Source organism: bacterium 336/3 (genome assembly GCA_001281695.1).
Taxonomy (GTDB): Bacteria; Bacteroidota; Bacteroidia; order Cytophagales; family Thermonemataceae; genus Raineya.
Genome location: LJIE01000001.1, coordinates 2513053 through 2538883, shown reverse-complemented (window position 1 = coordinate 2538883; position 25831 = coordinate 2513053). Strand labels below are relative to the sequence as shown.

Below are 25831 nucleotides of genomic sequence, written 5' to 3'. Positions count from 1 at the left end.
AAACCTATAAGGTTTCTAAATATTTAAATCTAACATCTAAAAAATCTATACAGCTACATTATTTTCCCTCAAAGCGTCATTGAGGGAGGTTTTCAAATCTGTACTTTCTTTTCGTTTTCCGATAATCAAAGCACAAGGTACTTGATACTCTCCTGCTGCAAATTTCTTGGTATAACTGCCAGGGATAACCACGCTACGAGGAGGTACAATGCCTTTGTACTCTACTGGGCTGTCTCCTGTTACATCTATAATTTTAGAGCTTGCTGTAAGAGTTACACCAGCCCCCAAAACGGCTTCTTTACCCACTCTAACACCTTCAACCAAAATACAACGAGAACCCACAAATGCACCATCTTCTATAATCACAGGAGCAGCCTGAACTGGTTCTAAAACGCCTCCCACGCCTACTCCACCACTCAAATGTACATGTTTACCAATTTGAGCACAACTACCTACAGTAGCCCATGTATCTACCATGGTTCCTTCATCTACATACGCCCCAATATTTACATAAGAGGGCATTAAGATAACACCTTTAGAAATATAACTTCCATATCGGGCTATAGCATGTGGCACAACTCTCACACCTTTAGCAGCATAATCTTTTTTGAGAGGAATTTTATCATGAAACTCAAAAATACCCACCTCCATGGTTTTCATTTCCTTGATAGGAAAATAAAGAATAACAGCTTTTTTTATCCACTCGTTTACTTGCCAATCTCCATTTGCTAAAATTTGTGCCACTCGAATTTTTCCAGCATCCAGTTCAGCAATGATGTGTTCAATGGTATCTATGCTTTCTGGCTTATTCAAAAGGCTTCTGTCTGTCCAAATCTGCTCTATTTTTTCTTGTAATTCTTGCATGTTTTTTACGTGGTTAAAGTATTGAAAATCAGTTTTTATTTTGGTTTTACTTCTTGTATTACTTTAAATGATTTTATTGAAAAAATTTAAACGAGATATTTTCAATAAACAGTGTTCATAATTTAGATTTACACCTTTAGTATTGTTTAGCAAATATAATTTTACTAATATTTTTAGCTAAATTATTTAGTAATTAAATTATAATTTAGATTTGTCTAAAAAAATATTTTGTTTACTCCTTTATTATGTATATATTTGTCAAATGATATTCAAGATATACTTTATAGATTCAAGATGCTAAGTTATACAGAAGAAAATTATTTGAAAATTATTTTTTCTCTCTCCTACCCTCATTCTTTGGAAATCACAACCAATGACATTGCTAAGAAACTGGAAATCAATCCTGCTTCGGTAAGTGATATGCTTAAAAAGCTCAACCAAAAAAAACTAATTGATTATGCCAAGTATCAAGGTGTAAAACTTACAAATGAGGGAAAAAAAATCGCTATTGAAATTGTTAGAAAACATAGGCTTTGGGAAACCTTTTTAGTTGATAAACTTAACTTTTCTTGGGATGAAGTTCACGATGTCGCTGAACAACTTGAACATATTCAATCTGGTTTGCTTATAGAACGATTATATAAATTTTTAGATTGTCCAACATTTGATCCACATGGAGAACCTATTCCTAATGAACATGGAGAGTTTCCAGTAACTGAAAATCTAGTATGTCTCAATAGTTGTACAAATCAACAAAAAATACAAGTAAAAAGTATTACAGATGATTCTTCAACTCTACTTCAATATTTGAGTAAAATATCTGTAAGCATTGGAGCTTTGATTGAAATATGTGATAAAAATACTTATGATAATTCGATAGATGTAATTATCAACGAAAATAGGAATACAACTCTATCTAAAGAAATTTCAGAAAAGATATATGGAGTTTTATTATAAAATAAAAAAGAAATTAAAATGGTTGCTGCTTTTCTGTAGCGTATTACAAATGCTTTCTTGCAGAGATATTCAAGAAAATAAAAACTATGTTCTTGCTACAACAGGAATGTTGTATGATATAACTAAAAATATTGCACCTCCCTCTCTTGAAGTAAATTACCTAATGGGTGAAGGAGTTGATCCTCATTTATACAAGTTTTCTCAAACAGATTTACAAAAGTTAAATAAATCAACTTTAATTATTTGTAATGGATTGCATCTTGAAGGAAAAATGAATTATATATTAGAGAAAATCTCAAAAAAGAAAATGGTCATCAGTGCTGGAGATTCTTTAAAAGAAAATAAACTAATACCTATCAATGAAAAACTACATGACCCTCATATTTGGTTTGATATTAATTTATGGATAGAGGTTTCGGAAGTTGTAACAAACAACTTAAAATTGAAATATCCATCTCAAAAAAATATGATTGAGGAGAATTCAAGAAAATATATTGAAGAATTAAAGAAGTTGCAAGTATATACTAAAAAGCGAATAGAAGAAATTCCTGTATCACAAAGAGTACTCATCACCTCTCACGATGCTTTTAGATATTTTGAAAAAGCTTATAATTTTAAAGTAAAAGCTTTGCAAGGAATTTCAACAACCACAGATTATGGTTTAAGAGATATTCAAGATTTAGTTGATTTTATCACCAATCAAAATATCAAAGCAGTTTTTGTAGAAACGTCTATCTCTCCCAAAGGTATTGAAGCTGTTGTAAAAGGTGTAGAAAGTAAAGGGAAAAAAATCAAAATTATTGAAGGTTTGTACTCCGATGCAATGGGAACATTCGGTACTCCCGAAGGGACTTATATTGGAATGTACAAAGCCAATGTAGATAAAATTGTAGAGGCATTGAAGTAAAAAGCTATGAATAAACAAAACGCCATTGTATTAAAAAATATTCATGTAGGATATTTTGAACATAAAATATTTCAGGATTTTTCGTGTGAAATCCCTTCCTCACAGATGATAGGAATTGTAGGAGCAAATGGTTCAGGAAAATCTACATTACTCAAAGCCATCATGGGATTGATACCAAACTCATCTGGTATTATTCAAATATTTGGAAAAAGTTTGAAAGAAGTTAGAAATCAAATTGCATACCTTCCACAAAAAGACAGCATTGATTGGGACTTCCCTGCTTCTGTATTGGAGGTGGCTCTTATGGGACTTTACAAAGAATTTGGTTTGTTTGGGAGAATCACTAAACAACACAAACAAAAAGCCATGAGTTATCTTGAAAAAGTAGGAATGGCTGATAAGGCTGATAAACAAATTTCTGAACTTTCTGGAGGGCAACAACAAAGAGTATTTTTAGCAAGAGCTTTTGCACAAGAAGCAGATTTATATTTATTCGATGAGCCTTTTGTGGGTGTAGATGTTGCAACTGAAAAACTCCTGATTGATTTACTCAAAACATCAGTAGTCAATGAAGGAAAAACTATCGTGATGGTACATCACCAACTTTCAACAGTTCCTAAATATTTCGACTTCCTCCTGCTTCTCAAAGAAGGAAAGCTAGTAGATATAGGAAGTGTCGAGGAGGTTTTCACAGAAGTCAATATCCAAGAAACATATCAGTTTATAAAATAAAATTTTATGATAAATTTTTGGTATGTATTGATAGGTGGTATTCTTTTGGCTATTGCTTCTGCAATTGTAGGAGTTTGGCTGGTATTGCGTAAAGAGGCATTGACTGGTGATGTAGTAGCCCATGGTGTTTTACCTGGTGTAGGTATGGCATTTATGTTGTATGGTGCAAAAGACATGTTGGTGTTGAGCATTGGTGCTGCTGTCAGTGGTTTTTTATCTATTTATAGTATTTATGCTTTAGAACGTCATACCAAACTCAAAAAAGATACAATTATGGCAATCGTTTTGTCATTTTTCTTTGCTTTAGGTCTTTGGATTTTGGTAAAAATTCAAGCATCTGGAAATTCAGGGGTTTCAGGCTTGGAAAGCTTTTTATTTGGAAAGGCAGCTTCTATGTTACCACAAGATATTCTGTTTTCTTTAATCGTTGTTTTTTTAGTTGCGTGTATTAACTTTTTTTCAAAAAGATGGTTATCCTATACAACATTTGACACTCTCTACTCTAAAAGTGTAGGTATCCGAACAAATTTTGCAAATCATGTACTTACTTTTATGAGTATTCTTACAATTGTTGCAGGGCTTCAATCTGTAGGTGTAGTCCTAATGTCTGCAATGTTACTTACTCCTGCAGGAATAGCTCTTTTTCTGAGTAAAAAAATGAAAAGGCAAAATCTCAATATACTTTTCATTTTGAGTATTGCTATTAATATGTTGGTGGTAATTGTAGGAACATCTCTCTCCTATATATATCCCAAAACTCCTACAGGACCTTGGATTGTAGTTGTATGCTCTTTACTTGCATTGGTATTATTCAAAATAAACAAAAGAGGAAATATTTCTATATAAAATTATGCAAGATATTTGGATTATTATCTGTGTAGGGCTTATCAGTATCAGTTGTAGTATTTTAGGTTGCTTCCTGATTCTTAGAAAAATGGGTATGCTCACAGATGCCATAGCACATAGTATTCTTCCAGGTATTGTAATAGCATATTTGATATCTGAAACTAAGAATAATTTTATAATTTTATTTGTGGCAACAATATTTGGTGTATTCACAGCTTTTCTAACAACATGGATCAATCGAAGGTTACCCAATCGTGGAGATACAGCTACAGGAATTACATTTACATTTCTATTTGCAGTAGGGATTATTTTGGTTACGTTATTTGCTGAACAAGCAGATGTTGATCAAGAGTGTGTACTTTTTGGTGAGATGTTGTATATACCTTTTGACACATTAGATATTTTTCCCACTTATGATATTCCAAGAGCTTTCCCTTTGGGAGGATTTGTATTTATATGTGTTGTGATTTTTGTGAAGAAGGCATATAGACCATTATGGATGATCACATTTGACGAAAGTTATGCTTTATCCATTGGTATATCAGTATCTTTATGGCACTATCTACTTATTTCATTGGTTTCTATGGTAACCGTAGCATCTTTTGAACTCGTAGGTTCGGTATTGGTAGTAGCTTTGTTTGTCATCCCTCCTGCTACATCGTACATCATATCTAAGAATTTGGAAAAGATGATAAAATGGAGTATTCTATTTGGATTATTATCTGTGGTATTAGGCTATTATATATCTGTAATTTTTGGAGGTTCTTCGGCTGCAAGTATTGTAATCATAGAAACCATTATATTTTTAATAGTTTTGGTATACTCTAAGATCTTTACAAATAATTTTTATTATGTTAAATAAGGTAATAACTCAAGCATCCTTGTAGGTATTAAATGTAAATAGTAGATTTGTTAATAAAATAGCAATTTTTTATATTTTAGAAAATATTTTAGTTACAAATATCAACTAGATAAAAGTTATCATTTGTAACTAAAATATAACACACTATTTTTTACTCTCTTTTTTCAAACACAAGTCCTTTCTTAGAAATTTTATAAGTAGTTTTATTTTGCATTTCAGCATCTGTCGCTTTTTGGTCAATTATTAGTTTTTTGTCTTTAAAATTAAAAATCAACTCAAAACTATAACTAAATCTATTGGGGACTTCCCCATTGGTAGCTAAATAGTTGTGTATTCCACCTGGTATAATTTCACCTTTTTTATTATATGTTCTGGCATGTAAATGAAGTTGAGTATCATAGTTTTTCTGATATCCATTAGAATGTTCAGCATAAAAAATTATTACAGCCCCTCCTACTTCTAACTTCCCTGCTGGAAAACGGTATTCATTAACTAAACCCGTATTATCAATAAATTTCCCAAATTTTGGTGGTATATTTTTACCTGCTACTCTTAACTTTTCCAAGTCTGCTCCTGTCCAAGTAAAGTCTTGAGACATATCAGGAAATAAAGCCAAGTACTCCTGAAAATTCTGGGCATTTATACAAAGACTAAGCCCCATCAGATACATAAATAATACAATTTTTTTCATAAAAATGTTTTTAGTAAAATACTATTGTAATATAAATCTTTATTATCCCAAACTCCCACCCTACTTTACGAGTCTCTCATTTTTATTTACGAACTCTATACTTTTATATATGCTATAATTTTTTTATTTATTTTACTTTGATTATTAAAGTAATTTAATAAAAATCAAAAAATATTTGTTTTTTTATGGATTAATCAAGTTTTCTTAGTATATTAGCAGTCTGAATATGTACAAAAAATAAATTTTTAGCAATGCTCAACGAAGATAAGAACTCAATCCCCTCAAACATTTTACCTATCAACATTGAAGAAGAAATGCGTACAGCTTACATAGATTATTCTATGTCTGTAATTGTTTCAAGGGCTTTACCTGATGTACGTGATGGTTTAAAACCTGTTCATAGACGTGTACTTTATGGTATGTTAGATTTGGGTGTTTTGCATAATAAAGCTTATAAGAAGTCAGCCCGTATTGTAGGAGAAATTTTGGGTAAATACCATCCACATGGTGATGCCTCTGTATATGACACGATGGTTCGTATGGCACAAGAGTGGTCTTTGCGTTATCCATTGGTAGATGGTCAGGGAAACTTTGGTTCTATTGATGGGGACTCTCCTGCTGCAATGCGTTATACAGAAGCTCGTTTGCAAAGAATCGCAGAAGAGCTTTTAGGTGAAATCAACAAAGATACTGTTAATTTCCAGCCAAATTTTGATGATTCACTTACTGAACCAACTGTATTACCTGCCAAAATACCTAATTTATTAATGAATGGAACATCTGGTATTGCTGTTGGTATGGCTACCAATATGGCTCCTCATAATCTAACTGAACTTGTAGAAGGTATTTTAATGTATATTGACAATCCACAAGTAGAAATAACAGATTTGATGAAGCACATTCTCGCTCCTGATTTCCCAACTGGTGGTATTATTTATGGTTATGAAGGTGTAAGAAATGCTTTCCGTACTGGACGTGGCAGAATAGTAATGCGTGCAAAGGCTAATTTTGAAACCTCCAAAACAGGTAAAGAACAAATCGTGGTAACTGAAATTCCATACATGGTCAATAAAGCCAACATGATTGAAAAGACAGCACAACTTGTAAATGATAAAAAAATTGAAGGAATTTCTGACATCAGAGATGAGTCAGATAGAGAAGGTTTGCGTATTGTTTATGATTTAAAAAAAGATGCCATTCCTGCTGTTGTTCTTAATAATCTTTTCAAATACACACAATTACAATCTACTTTTAGTGTCAATAATGTTGCTCTTGTAAAAGGAAGACCTCTTACATTAAATCTCAAAGAGCTTATCAAATACTATGTTGAGCATAGACACGAAGTTATTGTAAGAAGAACCAAGTATGATTTAAATGAAGCTGAGAAAAGATTTCATATTTTAGCTGGTTTACTGATCGCTTTAGATAACTTGGATGCTGTTATCAAGTTAATTCGTGCTTCTAAAGATCCTGACATAGCCAAAACTGATTTAGTAACAAACTTCTCTCTTTCTGAAATTCAGGCAAAAGCAATTCTTGAAATGCGTTTGCAAAGATTAACAGGCCTTGAAAGAGATAAAATCATTGAAGAAAACAAGCAAATTACAACCCTTATTGCAGATTTAAAAGATATTTTAGCTGACGAACCAAGAAGGATGTCTATTATCAAACAAGAATTGAATGATATTAAAGATCGTTATGGTGATAAACGTAGAACAGAAATCGTATATGCTGCTGAAGAGTTCCAAGATGAAGACATGATTGCCAACGAACAAGTGGTTATTACAATTTCTCATCAAGGTTATATCAAACGTACAGTTCTTACAGAATATAGAGTACAAGGACGTGGAGGTGTAGGTTCTAAAGGTGTAACAACTAAACAAGATGATTTTACAGAACACATGTTTGTTGCTACCAATCATAATTATTTACTGATTTTCACAGAAAGTGGAAAAGTATTTTGGAAAAAAGTATATGAAATTCCTGAAGGTAGCAAAACAGCACAAGGAAGAGCTATTCAAAACTTGATTCAAATAGAACAAGGTGATAAAGTAAGAGCAGTTATCAATGTAGAAACTTTGAGTGATGATGATTATATCAATAATCATTTCTTAATCATGTGTACAGAAAAAGGTACTATCAAAAAAACTACTTTGGAAGCCTACTCTCGCCCAAGAGCCAATGGTATCAATGCCATCAATATCAATGAAGGTGATAAACTCATCGAGGTACGCATGACAACAGGAAGCGACCATATTATTTTAGCTACAAAGTCTGGTAGAGCTATTCATTTCCATGAAGAAAAAGTAAGACCTATGGGCAGAACAGCTACTGGGGTTCGTGGTATTTGGTTGGATGAGCAAAACCCTGATGATGTTGTGATTGGAATGGTTTGTGTGGGCAGTGAAGATACCAATTTATTGGTAGTTTCGGAACGTGGTTATGGAAAACGCTCTGATACAACGGAATATCGTATTACTTCTCGTGGTGGAAAAGGTGTAAAAGCCATGAGCGTTACAGAAAAAACAGGTAAATTGGTAGCTATCAAGGATGTTTCAGATACAGATGATTTAATGATTATCAATAAGTCGGGTATCACCATTCGTATGAAGGTCGAAACGCTTCGTGTACAAGGCAGAGCTACACAGGGTGTTAGACTGATTACTCTCAATAAAGAAGATGAAATTTCTTCTATTGCAAAAATAGAAAAAATAGAGGGAGAAGAAATTGAAGAAATCTCTACTCCTGAATCAGAAAACACCCCTAGTTAAAAACAAAATGCTACCAACTAAAAATGGTAGCATTTTTGTTAAATATCTCTACAACTAAAAAGACTCTAATCTCGTAGAATACATATAATTTTGAGACTTAAAATAATCCATCTCAATTCAAATTATTTTGTAAATTTGCAAAAACTATTAAAAATTAAAATCGTTCAAATGAAAAAGACTATCTTAATTCTGTTGCCTATGCTATTTGTAGGCTTTTTGGCAAAAGCTCAAGTAGGTTTGGCTAATGTAAGTTTACAAGAAGGTAAAATCAATAAAGCCAAAGAAGCTATTGATAAAGCCTTACAAAATGAAAAAGATGCTCAAAAATCGAAAACGTGGTTCACAAAAGGAGAAGTATATAGTGCTATCGCAGGAAGCCCACTTGAAATGTTTCATAATTTAGATAAACAAGCTTCTAAAACAGCTTTGGATGCTTACAAAAAAGCGATGGAATTAGAGCCCCAAAAGAAAGGTTATTACAAAGATGCTGAAACTGCTATCAAAAGCAAATTATTTAATTCTGCTGTTAATCAGGGCATTAATTTATATAAAAAACAAGATTATAAAAACTCTATGACTGCTTTGGATGTAGCCATAGAAGTAAATCCAAATGATACAACAGGTTTTTATATTGGTTCTATTGCATCTTTGGCTGATAAAGATTATGATAAATTTATCAAATACACGGAGAAACTTGTTGAGATGAAAATTGATAATTTGACTTATAGAGATTTTACATATCAATTGGCTAAAATTTATGCTGGAGAAAAGAAAGAGTATGCAAAAGCTATCAGTTTATTAGAAAATGGTTTAAAGAAAATGCCAAAAGAGCCTATGTTTTGGGCAACACTAACAGAACTTTATGACCAGCAAGGCGACCAAGATAAAAGTATTGAATTTTATAAAAGAGCAGCTGTACAATTTCCAAATGAAGCTGGTTACCCAAGAGCCATTGGATATTCTTATTATAACAAAGCAGTAGCTGTAAACAAAGAAGTTATTAAGAAAAAAGAAGCTGAAGGTTTAACAGGAACATTAAAAGATCCTAAAAAACAACAGAAAGCAAAGGAATACAATGATATGGTAGATGCTGAATTAAAAAAAGCTCTCCCTTACTTGGAAAAAGCTGATCAAGTGAAACCTAACGACTTTGACACAATGGATATTCTTCGTGTAATTTATGAGTCTTTGGGTATGAAAGAGAAAAAAGCTGAAATGGATAAGAAAATAAAAGCGATTGGAAAAGAATAATTATTCTTTCATCATAAAAAAGAGCCGATAGGAATATCGGCTCTTTTTTATATCCAGTGAGTATTTTTATTTTATTCTATCTATACCAACCCTCAATCAACAAAAAATAAAATTCTGATGAAAAAAGGAATTACTCAAAACTTAACATTTCAAGTGCTTGTTGCTGTTGTTTTAGGTATTTTATTAGGAATCGTATTCCCTGATATTGCAAAAAAAACAGAATTTTTGGGTACTCTTTTTATCAAAATGATAAAAATGATTATTGCTCCTATTATTTTCCTGACTATTGTTTTAGGCATTGGAAAAGTGGGTGATATGAAAAAATTTGGCAGAATTGGAGGGAAAGCTTTAGGCTATTTTATTGTGATGACCACTTTTGCCCTGATTATTGGTTTGGTTGTGGGCAATTTGATAGAACCTGGTGCTGGTGTCAATCCTGAAAAGCTCAAAGTTGAAGATGTTTCAAAGTTTTTAAACAAAAGTAAAGAGAAAACTGGTTTTGACCATATTACCTCTATTGTACCAGAAAATGTCGTGGGTGCTTTTGCCAGTGGAGATATTTTACAAGTATTATTTTTTTCTATTCTATTTGGCATTGGTATTGCAAAATTAGGCGGACAAGGCAGTCAGCAATTACTACACACTTTTGAGAATATTTCTCATGTGCTTTTTAAAATCATGGGAATAGTCATGAGATTTGCTCCTTTAGGAGCTTTTGGAGCAATGGCAGCAGCTATCGGAAAATATGGGCTTGAAATACTTATTCCACTGGGTAAACTCATGATAACCATGTACACCACCATGGCTTGTTTTATTTTCATTATACTCAATTTGGTTTGCCTAAAATTCGGGTTTAGTCTTTGGAAACTACTCGTTTATATCAAAGAAGAAATTTTTATTGTTTTGGGAACGTCTTCTTCTGAATCTGTTTTACCTCGTATGATTGAAAAAATGGAGCATTATGGTTGTTCCAAACAAGTCGCTGGGCTTGTAATTCCTACAGGTTATTCATTCAATTTGGATGGAACAGCTATTTACCTTTCTATGTCTGTCATTTTTCTAGCACAAGTGTTTCAAATTCAGTTATCTTTACAAGAGCAACTTACAATAGTTGGAATATTGATACTTACCTCCAAAGGAGCGGCAGGCGTTGCAGGAAGTGGATTTATTGTCTTGGCTTCTACACTTGCTTCTTTTCCTAAAATTCCGTTAGAGGGTTTGGGTATTTTACTTGCTGTGGATAAATTTATGTCTGAGGCTCGTTCTATCACGAATTTGATAGGTAATGCGGTAGCAACCTTAATCATTGCCAAACATGAAGGAGAATTCTCAGAGATCAAACAATCTTTGGCAGAAAAACAACTGAATACAAAAGAATAAATACTCATGTATGAAAAATATCGTTTTAGTAGCTCATGATAGTAAAAAAGCTGAAATGCTCGAATGGGCATCTACTCATATAGAAACTTTGAAAAAATTTAAAATATTTGCTACTGGCACAACAGGCACTATTTTAGAGCAAGAACTCCAAATACCAATAGAAAAACTGATGAGTGGACCTTTGGGTGGCGACCAGCAAATTGGAGCTAAAATTTCAGAAGGCATCATTGATATTTTAATATTTTTTTGGGACCCACTCTCTCCTCAACCCCATGACTCTGATGTAAAAGCCCTTCTGAGAATTGCAAATGTTTGGAATATCCCCATTGCTTGCAATGAGGCATCAGCCAATTTACTCATTACCTCTCCTTTGCTTACAGATGTACAATATACTCGCAGAATACCAGATTTTAGTGATTATCAACAAAGAAATATCAAAATTTGACATCCCATATTTATTTTAAAAAATGGGATGTTTTTCACTCCATTCTAAAGGCGTTGGCAATATTTGATTACTGAATTCTATATGAATAACCCTTCTTCTTGCTTGATTGGTTGTTTTATTAGAAGCATGTAAGATAAGAGGTTTCATAAACATTACACCTCCACTTTTTACTGTGCAAACTGTTTCTTTTTCAGATTTGAAGTTGAAATTTTCTGGTCTTAATATGCCTTTTTGATGAGAAAGTGGAATAACTTTTAAAGCACCATTCTCAGATGTAGTATCATCTAAATGAATTCGGATTGTAAAATTATTTTCTAAAATATTTACTGGTGGCTGTACCGAATACTGATTTTGTTTTTGTATCCAACCTTGATAATCAGGCAAATCTACCTTTTGATTTACAGAAATGGTTAAATCCTGATGGTAAGCCACAAACCAGTTTGAATCAGCAGGTTTATCAAAATATATAGATTTAGTGATGAAATAACCTTCATCAAACCAATTTAACAAGATATTTTTTAAGGAATCATTAAAAATATGAGGTAATGTTTCTGGAACTTCTTTATGAAACTGACGTATTGCAAACAAGTCTTTACTCTTTCTAAATGTTGTGTTATTACTTTCAGTTTGATCAATGATGTCAATTATATTTTTGATTTCTTGTTCTGTATAAATACCCTCTACAATACAAAAACCTTCGTTTTCAAGCTGTGATTTCAGTTTTTTCATATTTGTTTTCACAAAAACACGAGTAAAGTATATTTTTACTCGTGTTGATTTACCAAATGTATTTTGATTCTAAAAACTAATAATATTGAGAGAATATCTATTTCCTACTATAATTAGGAGCTTCTCTTGTAATGGTAACATCATGAGGATGACTTTCTCTGATACCAGACGTTGTTATTTTTACAAATTGAGCATTTTCTTGTAAATCTTTAATGGTTTTTGCTCCACAATAACCCATACCAGCTTTTAAGCCTCCAGCCATCTGATACATCACTTCGGCAACTGTACCTTTATAAGGCACTTGTCCTACAATTCCTTCAGGAACAAGCTTTTTGATGTCATCTTCTGCATCTTGAAAATATCTATCCTTAGAACCTGCTTCCATTGCCTCCAATGAACCCATTCCTCTGTATGTTTTAAACTTACGTCCTTCAAAAATAACCACTTCACCTGGTGATTCGTCTGTACCAGCCAACAATGAACCTATCATAATGCTACTTGCTCCGCCTGCAATGGCTTTTACCAAATCACCAGAATAGCGAATACCACCATCTGCAATAATGGGAACACCCATTTCTTTTAAAATTTTGTATGCTTCCCAAACAGCTGAGAGTTGAGCCATTCCAACGCCTGCTACCACACGAGTGGTACAAATACTGCCTGGTCCTACACCTACTTTTACTGCGTCTGCTCCTGCATCTGCTAAGGCTTTTGCCCCTGCTCCTGTAGCTACATTCCCTACAATTACCTGTAATTCAGGGTATTTAGACTTCACAAATTTAAGTGAATCTATAACTCCTTTAGAGTGTCCATGAGCTGTATCAATGGTTACTACATCTACACCTGCTGTTTTTAAAAGTTCTATTCTCTCTAAAATATCAGCTGTAACACCCAATGCAGCCCCTACTCGCAATCTTCCAAATTCATCTTTACAAGCATTTGGAAAATCTTTTCTTCGAATAATATCTTTATAGGTAACCAAACCTATTAGTTTTCCTTCCTGATTGATAACAGGCAGTTTTTCAATTTTGTATTCTTGTAAAACTTCTTCAGCTTGGTCTAATGTAATACCTTCTTGAGCAGTAATGAGATTGTCCTTGGTCATAATATCCAAAACAGATTTGGATAAATCTTTTTGGAAACGTAAATCACGATTGGTAATGATCCCTTTGAGTTTCATAGAAGCATCCACAACAGGGATTCCACCAATTTTAAACTCACTCATAATACGCAGTGCATCAGCGAGAATGGCTGTTTCAGGGAGTGTGATAGGGTCAATTATCATTCCACTTTCAGAACGTTTTACTTTCCTAACCTGCTCTGCTTGAGCCTCAATAGTCATATTTTTATGAATAAACCCAATTCCACCTTCACGAGCCATTGCAATAGCAAGTTTATACTCTGTTACGGTGTCCATAGCAGCCGAAACAATAGGCAAATTTAGGGTTATTTTCTTTGTAAGATATGTTTGGAGTTTGGTGTCACGAGGTAGAACCTCAGAATAAGCAGGAAGCAACAATACATCATCGTAAGTAAGTGCTTCAAAGAGAAATTTGTGGCTGTCGCCAAAAGCTGGAGTGTACATAAAGGCAAATAAAAGGGTCTCTATTTGCCGAACAAAATTATAGAATAATAATTAGAAACCCAAACAATGCTGTATTAATTTATTGTGAATATTATTTTGTAGTCAAATTTTGACAATAATTTTGATACTTTTCTTCTGAAATTTTTAATCTTAAAAGCCAGTTTTTGAAGTACTTATCTAACTCTATTGCTCTTGGATGGCTTTTTTTGTGATATATCTCAAAATCTTTTCTGTTTTGAATTTTATCGGCTACAAGTATTTGATTTACTTCTACTAAAGAGCTTAGTTGAATTTCTTCAATATTTTCAATGATTCTTTTAGACAAATACTGATTGGCAATATTTCGATACTCCATTACAAGCAAAATAATATTTGGAGTAACCTTTTCTGATATTTTTAATTGATAATTTTCTACCAAAGCCTCATCTGCTTGAAACATAGGATGCAGACAATAAGCCTTCATTGCATTTATGGAAGCTTTTTCCCATTTTAAAATTTGTAAACCTTCATCAATATGATTTATAAGAAGCACACCACTTCTTTCAGCTTTTTTATCAGCATAATAATTTTTGATAAGTCCATATTCTATGGTGCTTCTTATTGTTTCTAAATTACATCCAGTCTCCATCTTCAGTATTTGAATAATTATTTCTGTGGGATTCAAGGCTTTGAGCTATAAAATCTAAAAATTTCAATCTTTTTCTAGTAGCTACTGAAAAACAACATCCTGATTCTACTCCATACTGTAAAGCATCAGACCATATTTCTCCTTCAAATTCTCCATTCATAATTAAATACAAGCTATTTTGTCCCATAGAATATCCTAAAAGCATACAACCATCAAAAATATCTGCGTTTTCTGGCAATCCAAACATTTCTTGGGCATTAGCACTTTCAGAAATCAGCCCCTGTTCTTGTAAATATACAAAACCTGAATCATCATCAGGGTAAATCCAGCCTTTTTGATCTAAATATGAACCAATATTATGTATTTTGGCAGACGTAATTGGAAAATTTTTCTTTAGCTTTTCTATTTCTTTATTTTCAGAAGGCATTATAATTCCCTCTCCCCAACTGAAATATCCATGTCCCATTTCTCCAATCTCCATCAAATAAACTTTTAGTTCTTCAGGCAACTGTATTTCATGCCTTTTTTCATATTGGTCTATTTTTTCTTCCGACCATAGTAAAAGTCCAAAATCATCATGGTAATGGTCATCCATTCTTTCTCTCAATAATTCCCAACCATTTTTATAATATAATTTTCGTAGTCTGAGGGATATTTGTATTTTTTTTATTTTATTAAGTATATTTTTATGCTTTTTTACTAAAGTGTGTTTGCTATTCACAAACTGGTTTTGAGACTCTTTTTGTTTTTCTTTAAGTAATTTTGCAAATGCTTCATCAGCTTTTTGTTTATCCAGTTTTTGTTGTTCTTCGAAATCCTTTTGCTTTTCTAACCATTTTAAATAATCTGCATGTTTTTTTAAATCATCAAAATCGTTGAAATATGTATGTTCTTTGAGTGTTTGATAAACTATTGGAAAAGCCTCTTCATGTCTATTGAGTTTTAGAAGTAATCTTACTTTTGTATCATGAATGTAACTTCTATCATTCCATTCTGAATATCGAAATCCGGCAAACTGATAACCTTTCTCTAAAACTTGAAGAGCTTTTTCTAATTTTTTAATGTCGTTTTCTTCTGCTTGTGTGTACCAAGCTATCTGATTGGCATAAAGACTAATCATATTCTTTTGCCATTCTTGTAAATTGTCTTTTTCGTAGTTTTCAACCAATGGAATACACTTTTTCGCTTGAGAAAAAACCTTCTTGATGTATTTATAGTATAAATTACTCTTTGATGTTCTTTCTAAAGAAACCAGCCAAGTATTCAAAAACCTAAATTTCCAATCTTCTAATACAATTTTAATAGTTGATTCATATAACATATTTGTGTTTGGAGGCAGGCTATACTCCTCCCAACCGTTGTGATTAGTGTATATCTCTTCTGGTTCGTCTTCTGGACTTTCTAAGTTGATAAGAAGAATGAAAATATCTTTCGTTTTCCATTGAATAGATTTTTGTGTAAACCTCAATGGCAACATGGCTATCATTTCATCTAAGATTTTGATAGCAGGTTTGATAATTTTCTTCTCAATATATTGTTCATTTATCTGTTGAGGCTGTTTAAGTGAATCATCCAACATCATCCCAAACTGATTTGCTTTTATATATTTTTTCTTGAATTCTAAGGTTTCAGGAAACTGTTTCATAAAATATACCTTACCTTGATGTAATATTTTTTATTATGTTAAGTTAATCTTCATTTTCGGCTTTGTATTTAAGTTGGCTCACTGTACAAGCCTCTCTATCTATATCATCACGTTTTCCCAAATATACAGGCTGATACACAGAACCCGATTCTTTGAACGCATACAAATAACGTACTTCTACAATATCTCCTACTTGAGGAATATCAAAATTAATAGAAATGGTCACATTCCCAGCTCCTATTTGTTTGCCTGTTTCATCAAGAAGCCCTAGAGCCACACTCCTTTTATCATTAATAGCCACTACGATGAATGAAGCCGTTGCATAAAATTTGTGTTTGAGTTGATTTCCTTTGGAATTGGGTCTTCCTGCTGTATAAGGAGCCGATTTATGTTTGAAAACTATCCCCTCTTTCTTTTGTTTATGAAGTTTTTCATACAATTCTCTCTTCGAATCTGCATCGTGGTAAGAAGCTGTTTCTACTAAAAAATCTGTTTTGATGATACTCAAAAGCTCTGAAAGTTTGTTTAAACGAACAATTAAAGGTAGATTACGAGTATCTTCTTGGTGTAAATGCAATAAATCAAATACATGAAATTTTTCCCCTATTAATTCACCATCCAATACAAAATCTGTTTGATTCTCTTTTAAAACATCAAATAGGCTTGGATAACCCACGGAAAGCCCTTTTCTATTGATAGCAATGAGTTCATTTCCTTTCTTAGAAATCAAAAAACGTTTACCATCATGTTTTTCTTGAGCTAAAAATCTATCATCTTGTAGGTATTTCTCTACATCTATCAATTCAATTGGGTTAAGTAACTGACAATAAATGCCTGTATCTATTTTTTCTTTTTCTACAGGTTGATAAGTTGTTTGTTCTTCAGATACTAAAGTTTTATATCCTTTAGCTGTTTTTTCTTTTAATAATTTTTCAAAAATAGCCTCTGCTTTTTCTAAAGCTACTGGTGTAGGTGTTTTTGAGCCTGTTTGTAAAGAACTGCCACGTCTTCCAAATGCAAAATGAACAATGTAGCCCTCTTCTTTTGCCTCTAAATGAAGTTGGTAAACTTTATCCGAACCCCCTTCTTGATAATATAAAAAAACTGATTTTTCCATGATAATAAAATATAATTTCAATATAGCTATTTTACTCCGTAAAATTATTATGTAGTATTTTTATATATTATTTCTTTCATTTAGTACACTAATTAGAAATTTAATTTTTGAAAAGCAATGATTTTATTTTGTATTTTTGTGCCTGTATTTAGGAATTAAATTTAATTATTTATGCTTGGGTTACAATTACCAACTGACCCTCGTTGGGCGAATTTAGCAGAAAAAACCATTGCCGAAATCTTAATTGACCACGCCTATTGCGAGCAAAAAGCTGCATCTTCATGTATATCACTCATTATCCATTATCCCGAAAGAAAAAAACTTGTAGAAGTCCTCACGCCTGTAGTAGCTGAGGAATGGGGACATTTTGAGCGTGTAATGGAAAAAATGAAAGAGAGAAATATTGAGTTTGGGAGAAAAAGAAAAGATGAATATGTAGAAAAATTGCTTACTCTTACAAAAAAGGGAGGCTCAAAAGACCAACAATTGGTAGAACAGTTGCTTATCAATGCCATTATTGAAGCTCGTAGTTGCGAGAGATTTAAAATACTCTCTCAGAATATAGCTGATGAGGATTTGAAAAAATTTTATTATGAACTCATGATTTCAGAGGCTGGGCATTATGTCAATTTTGTGGATTTGGCAAAAGAATACATGCCCGAAGATTATGTAAAAACAAGATTGAATGAACTTTTGGAACAAGAAGCCGAAATTATTAAAAATTTAGATATTAGAGGAGATAGAGTACATTAAAAAAGGGTTGAATATTCAACCCTTTTTATTTTATTCAATATCAATACCTAAACGAGCTTCATATTTTTCTTTGGCAAGTTTCTTTTTGAGAATCTTTTCTAACATTCTATGAATAGGCATAAATGCAAGTGCCACAGCCACATTTGCCAGTAATGTGAAAACAGGAAAACCATTTGTATAAACTGAGATGAATGGGTCTAGGAATACCAAGATAAACTCAAAGAAAATGAGTAAAATGAAGAAAACAATATTTTCAACAGTAGATGTACGCATTGTTTTACGAGCAAAACCTATTACAATTAAAAATATACTCACCAAAGCAATAAAAATCGCTGAATATTGAAGATTGTTTTTTCTTTGTAATTCTTTGGCTTCTTTGTCTGCTTGTACTTCTTTGTCTCTTTGTTCTTTAGCTTGTTTACGTTCTAAATCTAACTTCCCTTCTACTCTTAAAAATTCTTTTTGTTTTTCTTCATCAAATATTTCTTTTTTATGTTCAGTAAATTTTATTCCCCATTCATTTGAGGCTTTTTTATCTTTTATTTCTAAATAATTTTCTTTCAAATCTTTGGCTGCATCCAACATTACATGCTTTGCTCCAATTTCTTTAGCTAAAGCATACCCTTTTAGGTGATAGTCAATGGCAGTTTTAAATTCTTTTTTCTCTTTGTATAAATCTCCCATACTACTGTAAGCAACAGATTCTGTTAATCTGTCTTCTATTTCTTTGGACATTTTGAGAGCATCATCCAAGTATTTTTGAGCTTTGGTATAGTCTTTCAAGGCTGTATATACTTCTCCCAAAGCTCTATAACTTTCTGGTATTTTTACATCGTCCTGTATTTCCACTCGAATATCCAATGCTTTTTGATTATACTCTAAGCTTTTTTGAATATCTCCCTCTTCTCCATAAATAACAGCTAAATTAAATAAAGCTGCTGCTTTTTGTTCTGCATATTCTTCATTTTTTTCAGACATTTTTAAAGCTTTCTCATAATATTCTTTTGCTTTTTTTGTATCTTTTTGTTGGTCATACACTAATCCAATATTGATATTAGAACCTATAATCCCTCCATCATCCCCCATTTTTTCTTTAATTACTACAGATTCTGAATGGCATTTAAGAGCTTCTGTGTAATCTCCTATTTTAAAGTAATATGTTCCCAAATTATTTAAACATGCTGATATTCCCTTATTACTTTTTTCTTGTCTATTGATTTCTAAAGACTTTGACATATAAGCAATTGCATCTTTATAATTAGCTTTTTGGTCTGCTAAAACGCCTAATATTTGCAATGCACTTGCTTCTCCTTTTTTATGTTTGAGTTCTTTAGCCAATGTTTCTGCCTGTTTTGCATAACTTTCTGAAATCTTATTATCCTGACTTGCAAAAACTCTACCCAAAGTAATCAATGTATTCATTTGGTTGGTGTCTTTGGTTGTTTGTTTGCTCAATTGAGCTTTCAAACTATCTATTTTTTTATTTTGAGCAAAAGAATTATTGTGAATACATAAAATAAACACAATAAAAAAAGAATACATATATTTCATAAGTTCTTATAGAAGTTTAATTTTTGATAAATTTAGTAGAATAATTTTTGTACGGATTTGATAATTTTAAAATATACAATCCTTTGGGTAAATTTTGTATCTGCTTGTTTAAATCTTGTTCTATGGAAGATTTTGTACCTTTTAGAGTCAATGTTTTTTCTCCATAAACATTTTGAATATTCAATTCAAACTCTTCATTTTCTGATACTTTTACATTCAAATACATTTCTGTACTCACAGGATTGGGATAAACTTTCAACAATGAGCTATTTGAATCCCATGAGGTAATATGAATCACTTTGCTGTAACTAAATTTTCCACTTTTATCTTTTTGTTTGAGTCTGTAATAAGATGATTCTAAAGCATATTTATCCTCAAACTTGTAGTGAGTATTGTTTGTGGTCTTTTCTTGTCCTTCCAAAGCTCCTATTTTGAAGAAATTTTTAGCATCATAACTCTTTTCTATTTCAAAAGATTCATTATCAAATTCAAAACTGGTTTTCCATTCCAATATATTTGTTTCTTGGTTTATTTTTTTTCCTTCAAAGCTTATCAAACGAACAGGAAGTGTGGTTGGGTCTACTCCCACAACCAATTCTCTACCAAACTCTGATACTGTACTAGCTGGGCGTCTAGCTCGTACACTACCAAATCCTGTACCTTCGCCTACCTGAACCCAATCTGCTGCATTGGTAGAACCTATGGGACGCATAAATAATTTGAAAGCACTTGCTGCTGGGTTGGGGTCTGAAGGTGTATTCAGAATCGGGTACAAGCCACTGATAAATTGGTCATCCTCAATGTCAATAATGAGTTCATCTAAATCTGCAAATGTGGCACTACCTCCATATTGCTGAAAAGTCCAAAATACCTTGCTAAATATCAAGCTTGGATTGTTAGGATAAAAAGTAGGTTCTTTTTCCTCAAACATTCTGGAAATCACTAAATTTCCTCCAGATGGAGTCTGAAAATCAATTTCAATACCTGTCTTTATTCTTGAGTTAATATTTGCTGATGCATTCTCGACCTCTCCTGAACCATTATCACCTATGGGGGCACTATCTGTATTATCCCAGCCTGCAGGATTGACAATTGTTCCAGTTTTATACAAAGATATAGTATTGATAGTGTAAGCAATATCTCTAACTGTTGTGCCTGTATTTTCAGTTAATGGGAAATAACTATTGAGCGTAAAATAAAAAGGGTGAGTATTATCTATTTGAATATGCATCCATTCTCTAATAGTTTTAATATCCAAGGCCGTATTCCAAAAACGAAATTCTTGCAAATTACCATTATCAATTCCTAAATTTGCTGGTGGAACAGTTAAATTTCTTGCACCAATTAGTGTATTATTTGTTGGTTGCATAATTACTGTAGAAGAAATACTTAAACGAGGTACACCATTGAGATAAAAATTCCAATTTCCACTTTTATCTACCTGAACAACAAAATGTTGCCATTCAGTGGCGGATGTCACATTCATCCCTGTTGAAAAATCAAAAGGATTTCCTACATTATCCACTCCTTCAATAAATAACTCGCCAGAGCCTGTATCATCTATATAAAGTCCAAAACCATCCATTCCTGTAAATCCATTATAAAAAAGATATTGCCTGTGCCCTGTAAAAGCAGGGTCTGCAATAAAATAGCCTTCTATGGTAAAATTTACAGTTTTAGAAAGTAGCAAAGATGCATTGATAAAACCCGCTCCGCCAGTGCTTATGCTTGCATCGGGTAATGGAGATGCTTCAGCAACAGGTGATGTATTTAAAAATCTATCTACATCATCCCCTCCTATAATGGGGACTGCAATATCTAATAACCCGTCCACATTAAAATCTGCAACAACCACCTGAGTAGGTTGGCTATTAGTAGGTATTACAACTGGAATTCCCAAATTAAAACTAGCAGACGGGAAAGTATCTATGATTAAATTTTCAAAAACAAGTATTTTTCTAGTAGGGTCGCCAATATTGCCCTTTTTACTAACCAAAACATCTAAATCAGTATCGTTATCAATATCTTGTACTGTAATATTTTCTAAATCTGTATCCGCTCCGAAACCCAATTGATAGTAGTCAGATATATTACCAAAACCATCTCCCGAAGAAACTTTTAAGTAATTATTTGCTAGACCATTACCTCTACTTGTAAATGCAATATCGGTGTTTCCATCCAAATTAAAATCTCCCGTTTTTACATCTCCAAATAAATCGCCTGCTACACCAGAATATAAAGCGGATGCATTAGGAGTACTCGTAATATCAAATATTCTGTATAAATTTTGTCCATTCATCACCAAAAATATTTCTACTTTTCCTGAGGTATTGTCCAAAATTCCAAAAGAAAGTTTGTGTTTATTGTCATAAGTAACACCAAAAAGTCCTGGTATAATACTTCGAGAGGTTATAAATCCACCTGAAGTATTGTTTTCAAACATAGCCAAAGCGTAATTGCCATCTGCTCTTCTTACCAAAGAAATTAAATCTAAAAAACCGTCTTGGTTATAATCATAAGATATTAGTGCTCTTGCACCATTTGAATTGATAGGTGGCGTATTGGGAATATTGAAAGCAGTCGGTGGTGTAAAAGTGCCATTGCCATTGTTTTTAAATAATTGTAGTGCATATGCTCCTCCATCAATACCTGCAACATCGATATCTCCATCTAAATCAAAATCAGCAGTAACAACTTCATACATTAAAGACCCTGCAGCATTTAAAGGGCTTGAAGAAAGGAAAAGCCCATCTTCATTCAGAAGTATTACTCTCAATACATTCGTTTCATTACTGACAACCAAGTCCGAAACGCCATCTCCGTTGAAATCTGCTGTTGCCATATAATTTTTTTGCCCTGCAAAACCTCCTACACCAACATTATTATGTGCCCCAAAAGAGAGTTGTCCAAATGTATTATTTGGCAAAATCTCAAAAATGAGAAAAAGCAAGATTATTTTTATAATTTTCATAGGTAGTATAGTTAAGATATTAAGCGTCTTGTTCTTGAATATAATAAATATCTTCTAATTTTTGATAAATTTAGTAGAATAATTTTTGTAAGGATTTGATAATTTTAGAATGTACAATCCTTTGGGTAAATTTTGTATCTGTTTGTTTAAATCCTGTTCTATGGAAGATTTTATACCTTTTAGAGTCAAAGTTTTTTCTCCATAAACATTTTGAATATTCAATTCAAACTCTTCATCTTCAACTACTTTTACATCTAAATACATTTCTGTACTCACAGGATTGGGGTAAACTTTTAACAATGAGCTATTACTATCCCATGAAGCAATATGAATCACTTTACTGTAACTAAGTTTTCCACTTTTATCTTTTTGTTTGAGCCTGTAATAAGCTGATTCCAAAGCATATTTATCCTCAAACTTGTAGTGAGTATTGTTTGTGGTCTTTTCCTGTCCTTCCAAAGCTCCTATTTTGAAGAAGTTTTTAGCATCATAACTCTTTTCTACCTCAAAAACTTCATTATCAAATTCAAAACTGGTTTTCCACTCCAATAAATTTATTTCTTGGTTCATTTTTTTTCCTTCAAAGCTTATCAAACGAACAGGAAGTGTGGTTGGGTCTACTCCTACCACCAATTCTCTACCAAACTCTGAAACCGTACTAGCTGGGCGTCTAGCTCGTACACTACCAAACCCTGTACCTATACCTACTTGCACCCAATCTGTTGGTGATGATGATGTTGTTGGACGCATAAATAATTTGAAAGCATTGGCTGCTGGATTAGGATTAGAAGGTGTGTTTAGGACTGGGTACAAACCACTGATAAATTGGTCATCTTTGATATCTATGATAAGTTCATCCAATGCCGAAAAAGTTGTAAGAGTTGGATTATAACTTCTAAATACCCAAAAAACTTTACTATATACCAAACTTGGATTAATTGGGTAAAAGTTTACAGGTTGCTCATCAAAAACCCTGGATATCAATAATTCACCATTAGGTAAAGGTTGAGCATTATTAAAATCTATTTCAATCCCTGTTTTTATTCTTGAATTAATATCTGCTGAAGCATTTTCTATTTGACCAGAACCATTATCACCAACAGGAGCTACTTCGCTGGTTGCAAATATAATAAATCCCACAGGGATTATTTCTATTTCTTTGTATAAAGCAGTCGGATTGATTTGATAACCTATATCGTATGCATTGAAATTGCCACCATCACGTCTGTCCATAGGTATATAACTATTTAAAGCATAAGCTTTTGGATGATTTTTTTTAAGTTGTACATGCATCCATTGTCTGATAATTTTTGTATCTAGAGCCACATCCCAAAAGCGAAACTCATAGATACTCCCTATACGCATAGAACTTGCATCAGACAGATTATCATCATCTTTACAGAAAATTGTCCGATTTTTGGGTAATGTAACAGGATCCGAACCTAAATAACCAGCATTTTTAACTCCATCTAAATAAAAATGCCATGCTCCACTTTTATCGTTAACCACAGCAAAATGATGCCAAACCTTATTTGAAGCAAATAAACCCGTAGGCACAGGACTACCTGTTGCATCTATCACTAGCTCTCCAGCAGATGCTTTTAGAAATAAACCAAAACCATCTGAACCTACTGTTCCATTATAGAATATATATTGACTATCTGCAAAAGCTGCATCATCTATTCTAAACCAACCCTCTACGGAAAAATTAGTTGTTTTAGTAATAAATGCTCCATTGGTATAGCGTAAAAAATCGCCATTGGAACTTGTTTTTACATAAGTTTCTTGAATTGGGTTGGAAATACCTCCCAATGATGTGTTCAAAAATATATAATTTGCATCACCTGTACTTGAACTTACAACAACATCAGGTCTACCATCTATATTGAAATCTCCTAATGCAATAGCTCCAGGGTTATTTACATCTACTTGTGTTGCTGATGAAAAGTTACCTACTCCATCATTTGTATAAAAAACCAAACTTTGTGTTATAGCTCCTCTTTTGGCTATTGTCAAGTCTAAATCACTATCATTATCCAAATCCATAGCCAGAATGTCATAAGTATTATTATTGAAAACAAACGTAAAATTTCCTCCTATGGTAAAACTACCATTTCCTTGTCCATCAATAATTCTTACAAAATTTCCAAGTGTTGGCGTTCCACTACAAATAGCAATATCAGTATTACCATCTAGGTTAAAATCTCCTACTGCTATTCTCCTAAAAGATGGGCTTGCTAAAATTGTTTCTTGGTAAATATCAGAAGGTGTTGGAGTAGTATCTAAGTCCACTAACATTTTAACGGTATCACTTGCATCTACATAAATTAGAGCTGGTTTTCCTATTGTATTATCAAATATGCCTACTGCTATCCCATGTTCAGGGCTATAAGCAGAAAATATTCCTTGGGTAAATTCTGTCAATGCAAACAATCCATCGTTTTTAAATATAGAAAGGGCTGCACTTCCTCCATCATCATAAACTGTTATCAAGTCTAAATCACCATCTCCTTCTATATCTAGAGATATTAACTCTTTAAAACCAGCACCATGAATAGTAGTAATATTACCCATATTAGCAAATACACCATTGCCATCATTTTTAAAACGACTAATACTCATGGTTGAGGAATTGGCAACAGCTATATCTATATCTCCATCACCATCAAAGTCGCCCGTAGCTATGCCCGCAGCACCTGCTCCTACTCCACAAGAATAAAGAGCTGTTGCTACTTGTGTGGGATCACCATCTTCATTGACTATACGCACAGCAATATTATCTGAAATACTAGACATAGCAATATCAGATATTCCATCACCATTAAAATCCGCTGCCTGCATGTACAATCGTTGTCCTGAAAGTGGAGATGTTCCAAAGGGGCTATTTGGACCTGAAGAAAAGAGTAGTTGTCCAAAACTTTGAAAATGAATAAAAAGTAATAAAAAAATGCTAAGGTAAAGAGGCTTCATAAGTGTTCTTGTAATTTTATACTTTATTCTAAATTTAATAGCAAAGGTAATCATTTACAAGCGAATATTACACTCTCAATTTTATGAAAGGTCTATTTTTTTATACCAAAACATTAATAAAATACACAAACAAAAAAGACCTATTTTATCAATAGGTCTTTTTATATTATATTTTG

19 protein-coding genes and 1 pseudogene are annotated in these 25831 nt (G+C 32.7%); 10 read left to right on the top strand and 10 right to left on the bottom strand.

From position 1 onward, the window contains the following. Positions 1-45: 45 nt before the first annotated feature. Positions 46-864: a 2,3,4,5-tetrahydropyridine-2,6-dicarboxylate N-succinyltransferase gene (locus tag AD998_11750; protein KOY86729.1), complete on the bottom strand. Its 819-nt coding sequence runs from the start codon at positions 862-864 to the stop codon at positions 46-48. Positions 865-1158: 294 nt separating this feature from the next. On the opposite strand from AD998_11750, the gene AD998_11745 reads away from it, so the two are divergent. The 5 genes from AD998_11745 to AD998_11725 are packed head-to-tail and all read left to right on the top strand — an operon-like array spanning position 1159 to position 5168. Continuing rightward, positions 1159-1821: an iron-dependent repressor gene (locus tag AD998_11745; protein ID KOY88171.1), complete on the top strand. Its 663-nt coding sequence runs from the start codon at positions 1159-1161 to the stop codon at positions 1819-1821. A gap of 49 nt (positions 1822-1870) precedes the next feature. Next, a complete protein-coding gene (locus tag AD998_11740; protein ID KOY88170.1) occupies positions 1871-2728 on the top strand; it encodes a hypothetical protein in 858 nt (285 codons plus the stop codon). A 6-nt stretch (positions 2729-2734) separates the two neighbouring features. After that, on the top strand, positions 2735-3460 hold the full coding sequence (locus AD998_11735) for a manganese ABC transporter ATP-binding protein (protein KOY86728.1): 726 nt from the start codon (positions 2735-2737) through the stop codon (positions 3458-3460). Positions 3461-3466: 6 nt separating this feature from the next. Continuing rightward, complete coding sequence (locus AD998_11730) at positions 3467-4306, top strand: hypothetical protein (GenBank protein ID KOY86727.1); 840 nt, start codon at positions 3467-3469, stop codon at positions 4304-4306. 4 nt (positions 4307-4310) lie between these two features. Continuing rightward, positions 4311-5168 carry a hypothetical protein gene (locus AD998_11725; GenBank protein KOY86726.1) on the top strand — a complete coding sequence of 286 codons (858 nt, stop codon included), beginning with the start codon at positions 4311-4313 and terminating at the stop codon, positions 5166-5168. A gap of 151 nt (positions 5169-5319) precedes the next feature. Here AD998_11725 and AD998_11720 read toward each other — a convergent pair whose 3' ends face one another. Further along, on the bottom strand, positions 5320-5859 hold the full coding sequence (locus tag AD998_11720; protein KOY86725.1) for a hypothetical protein: 540 nt from the start codon (positions 5857-5859) through the stop codon (positions 5320-5322). A gap of 251 nt (positions 5860-6110) precedes the next feature. Here AD998_11720 and AD998_11715 point away from each other — a divergent pair, with 251 nt between their 5' ends. The 4 genes from AD998_11715 to AD998_11700 all read left to right on the top strand — a co-directional run bounded on the left by AD998_11715 (position 6111) and on the right by AD998_11700 (position 11706). Then, positions 6111-8630: a DNA gyrase subunit A gene (locus AD998_11715; GenBank protein KOY86724.1), complete on the top strand. Its 2520-nt coding sequence runs from the start codon at positions 6111-6113 to the stop codon at positions 8628-8630. Positions 8631-8828: 198 nt separating this feature from the next. Further along, a complete protein-coding gene (locus AD998_11710) occupies positions 8829-9881 on the top strand; it encodes a hypothetical protein (GenBank protein ID KOY86723.1) in 1053 nt (350 codons plus the stop codon). A 117-nt stretch (positions 9882-9998) separates the two neighbouring features. Next, positions 9999-11261, top strand: coding sequence for a glutamate:protein symporter (locus AD998_11705; GenBank protein KOY86722.1), 1263 nt, complete (start codon positions 9999-10001; stop codon positions 11259-11261). 10 nt (positions 11262-11271) lie between these two features. Next, positions 11272-11706 carry a methylglyoxal synthase gene (locus tag AD998_11700; GenBank protein KOY86721.1) on the top strand — a complete coding sequence of 145 codons (435 nt, stop codon included), beginning with the start codon at positions 11272-11274 and terminating at the stop codon, positions 11704-11706. 15 nt (positions 11707-11721) lie between these two features. Here AD998_11700 and AD998_11695 read toward each other — a convergent pair whose 3' ends face one another. The 5 genes and pseudogenes from AD998_11695 to AD998_11675 all read right to left on the bottom strand — a co-directional run bounded on the left by AD998_11695 (position 11722) and on the right by AD998_11675 (position 17398). After that, positions 11722-12435 carry a phytanoyl-CoA dioxygenase gene (locus AD998_11695; GenBank protein KOY86720.1) on the bottom strand — a complete coding sequence of 238 codons (714 nt, stop codon included), beginning with the start codon at positions 12433-12435 and terminating at the stop codon, positions 11722-11724. 97 nt (positions 12436-12532) lie between these two features. Continuing rightward, positions 12533-14020, bottom strand: a complete 1488-nt coding sequence (locus AD998_11690; GenBank protein ID KOY86719.1) for an inosine-5'-monophosphate dehydrogenase — start codon at positions 14018-14020, stop codon at positions 12533-12535. Between the two features lie 91 nt (positions 14021-14111). Further along, on the bottom strand, positions 14112-14648 hold the full coding sequence (locus tag AD998_11685; GenBank protein ID KOY86718.1) for a hypothetical protein: 537 nt from the start codon (positions 14646-14648) through the stop codon (positions 14112-14114). Continuing rightward, positions 14632-16293 (bottom strand): hypothetical protein, encoded by a 1662-nt coding sequence (locus AD998_11680; protein KOY86717.1) that lies wholly within the window; start codon positions 16291-16293, stop codon positions 14632-14634. Before AD998_11680 ends, AD998_11685 begins: the two co-directional genes overlap by 17 nt. A 43-nt stretch (positions 16294-16336) precedes the next feature. After that, positions 16337-17398, bottom strand: a pseudogene (locus AD998_11675) (hypothetical protein). 183 nt (positions 17399-17581) lie between these two features. Here AD998_11675 and AD998_11670 point away from each other — a divergent pair. Next, positions 17582-18163 (top strand): tRNA hydroxylase, encoded by a 582-nt coding sequence (locus tag AD998_11670; GenBank protein KOY86716.1) that lies wholly within the window; start codon positions 17582-17584, stop codon positions 18161-18163. Between the two features lie 30 nt (positions 18164-18193). Here the strand turns inward: AD998_11670 and AD998_11665 are convergent, their stop codons facing one another. Genes AD998_11665 through AD998_11655 form a run of 3 tightly spaced genes read right to left on the bottom strand, consistent with a single transcriptional unit; the run spans position 18194 to position 25709 of the window. Further along, positions 18194-19705 (bottom strand): hypothetical protein, encoded by a 1512-nt coding sequence (locus AD998_11665; GenBank protein KOY86715.1) that lies wholly within the window; start codon positions 19703-19705, stop codon positions 18194-18196. A 25-nt stretch (positions 19706-19730) separates the two neighbouring features. Next, entirely contained in the window at positions 19731-22685 is a 2955-nt protein-coding gene (locus tag AD998_11660) for a hypothetical protein (protein KOY86714.1), read from the bottom strand. Positions 22686-22739: 54 nt separating this feature from the next. Next, positions 22740-25709 (bottom strand): hypothetical protein, encoded by a 2970-nt coding sequence (locus tag AD998_11655; protein ID KOY86713.1) that lies wholly within the window; start codon positions 25707-25709, stop codon positions 22740-22742. Positions 25710-25831 lie beyond the last annotated feature (122 nt).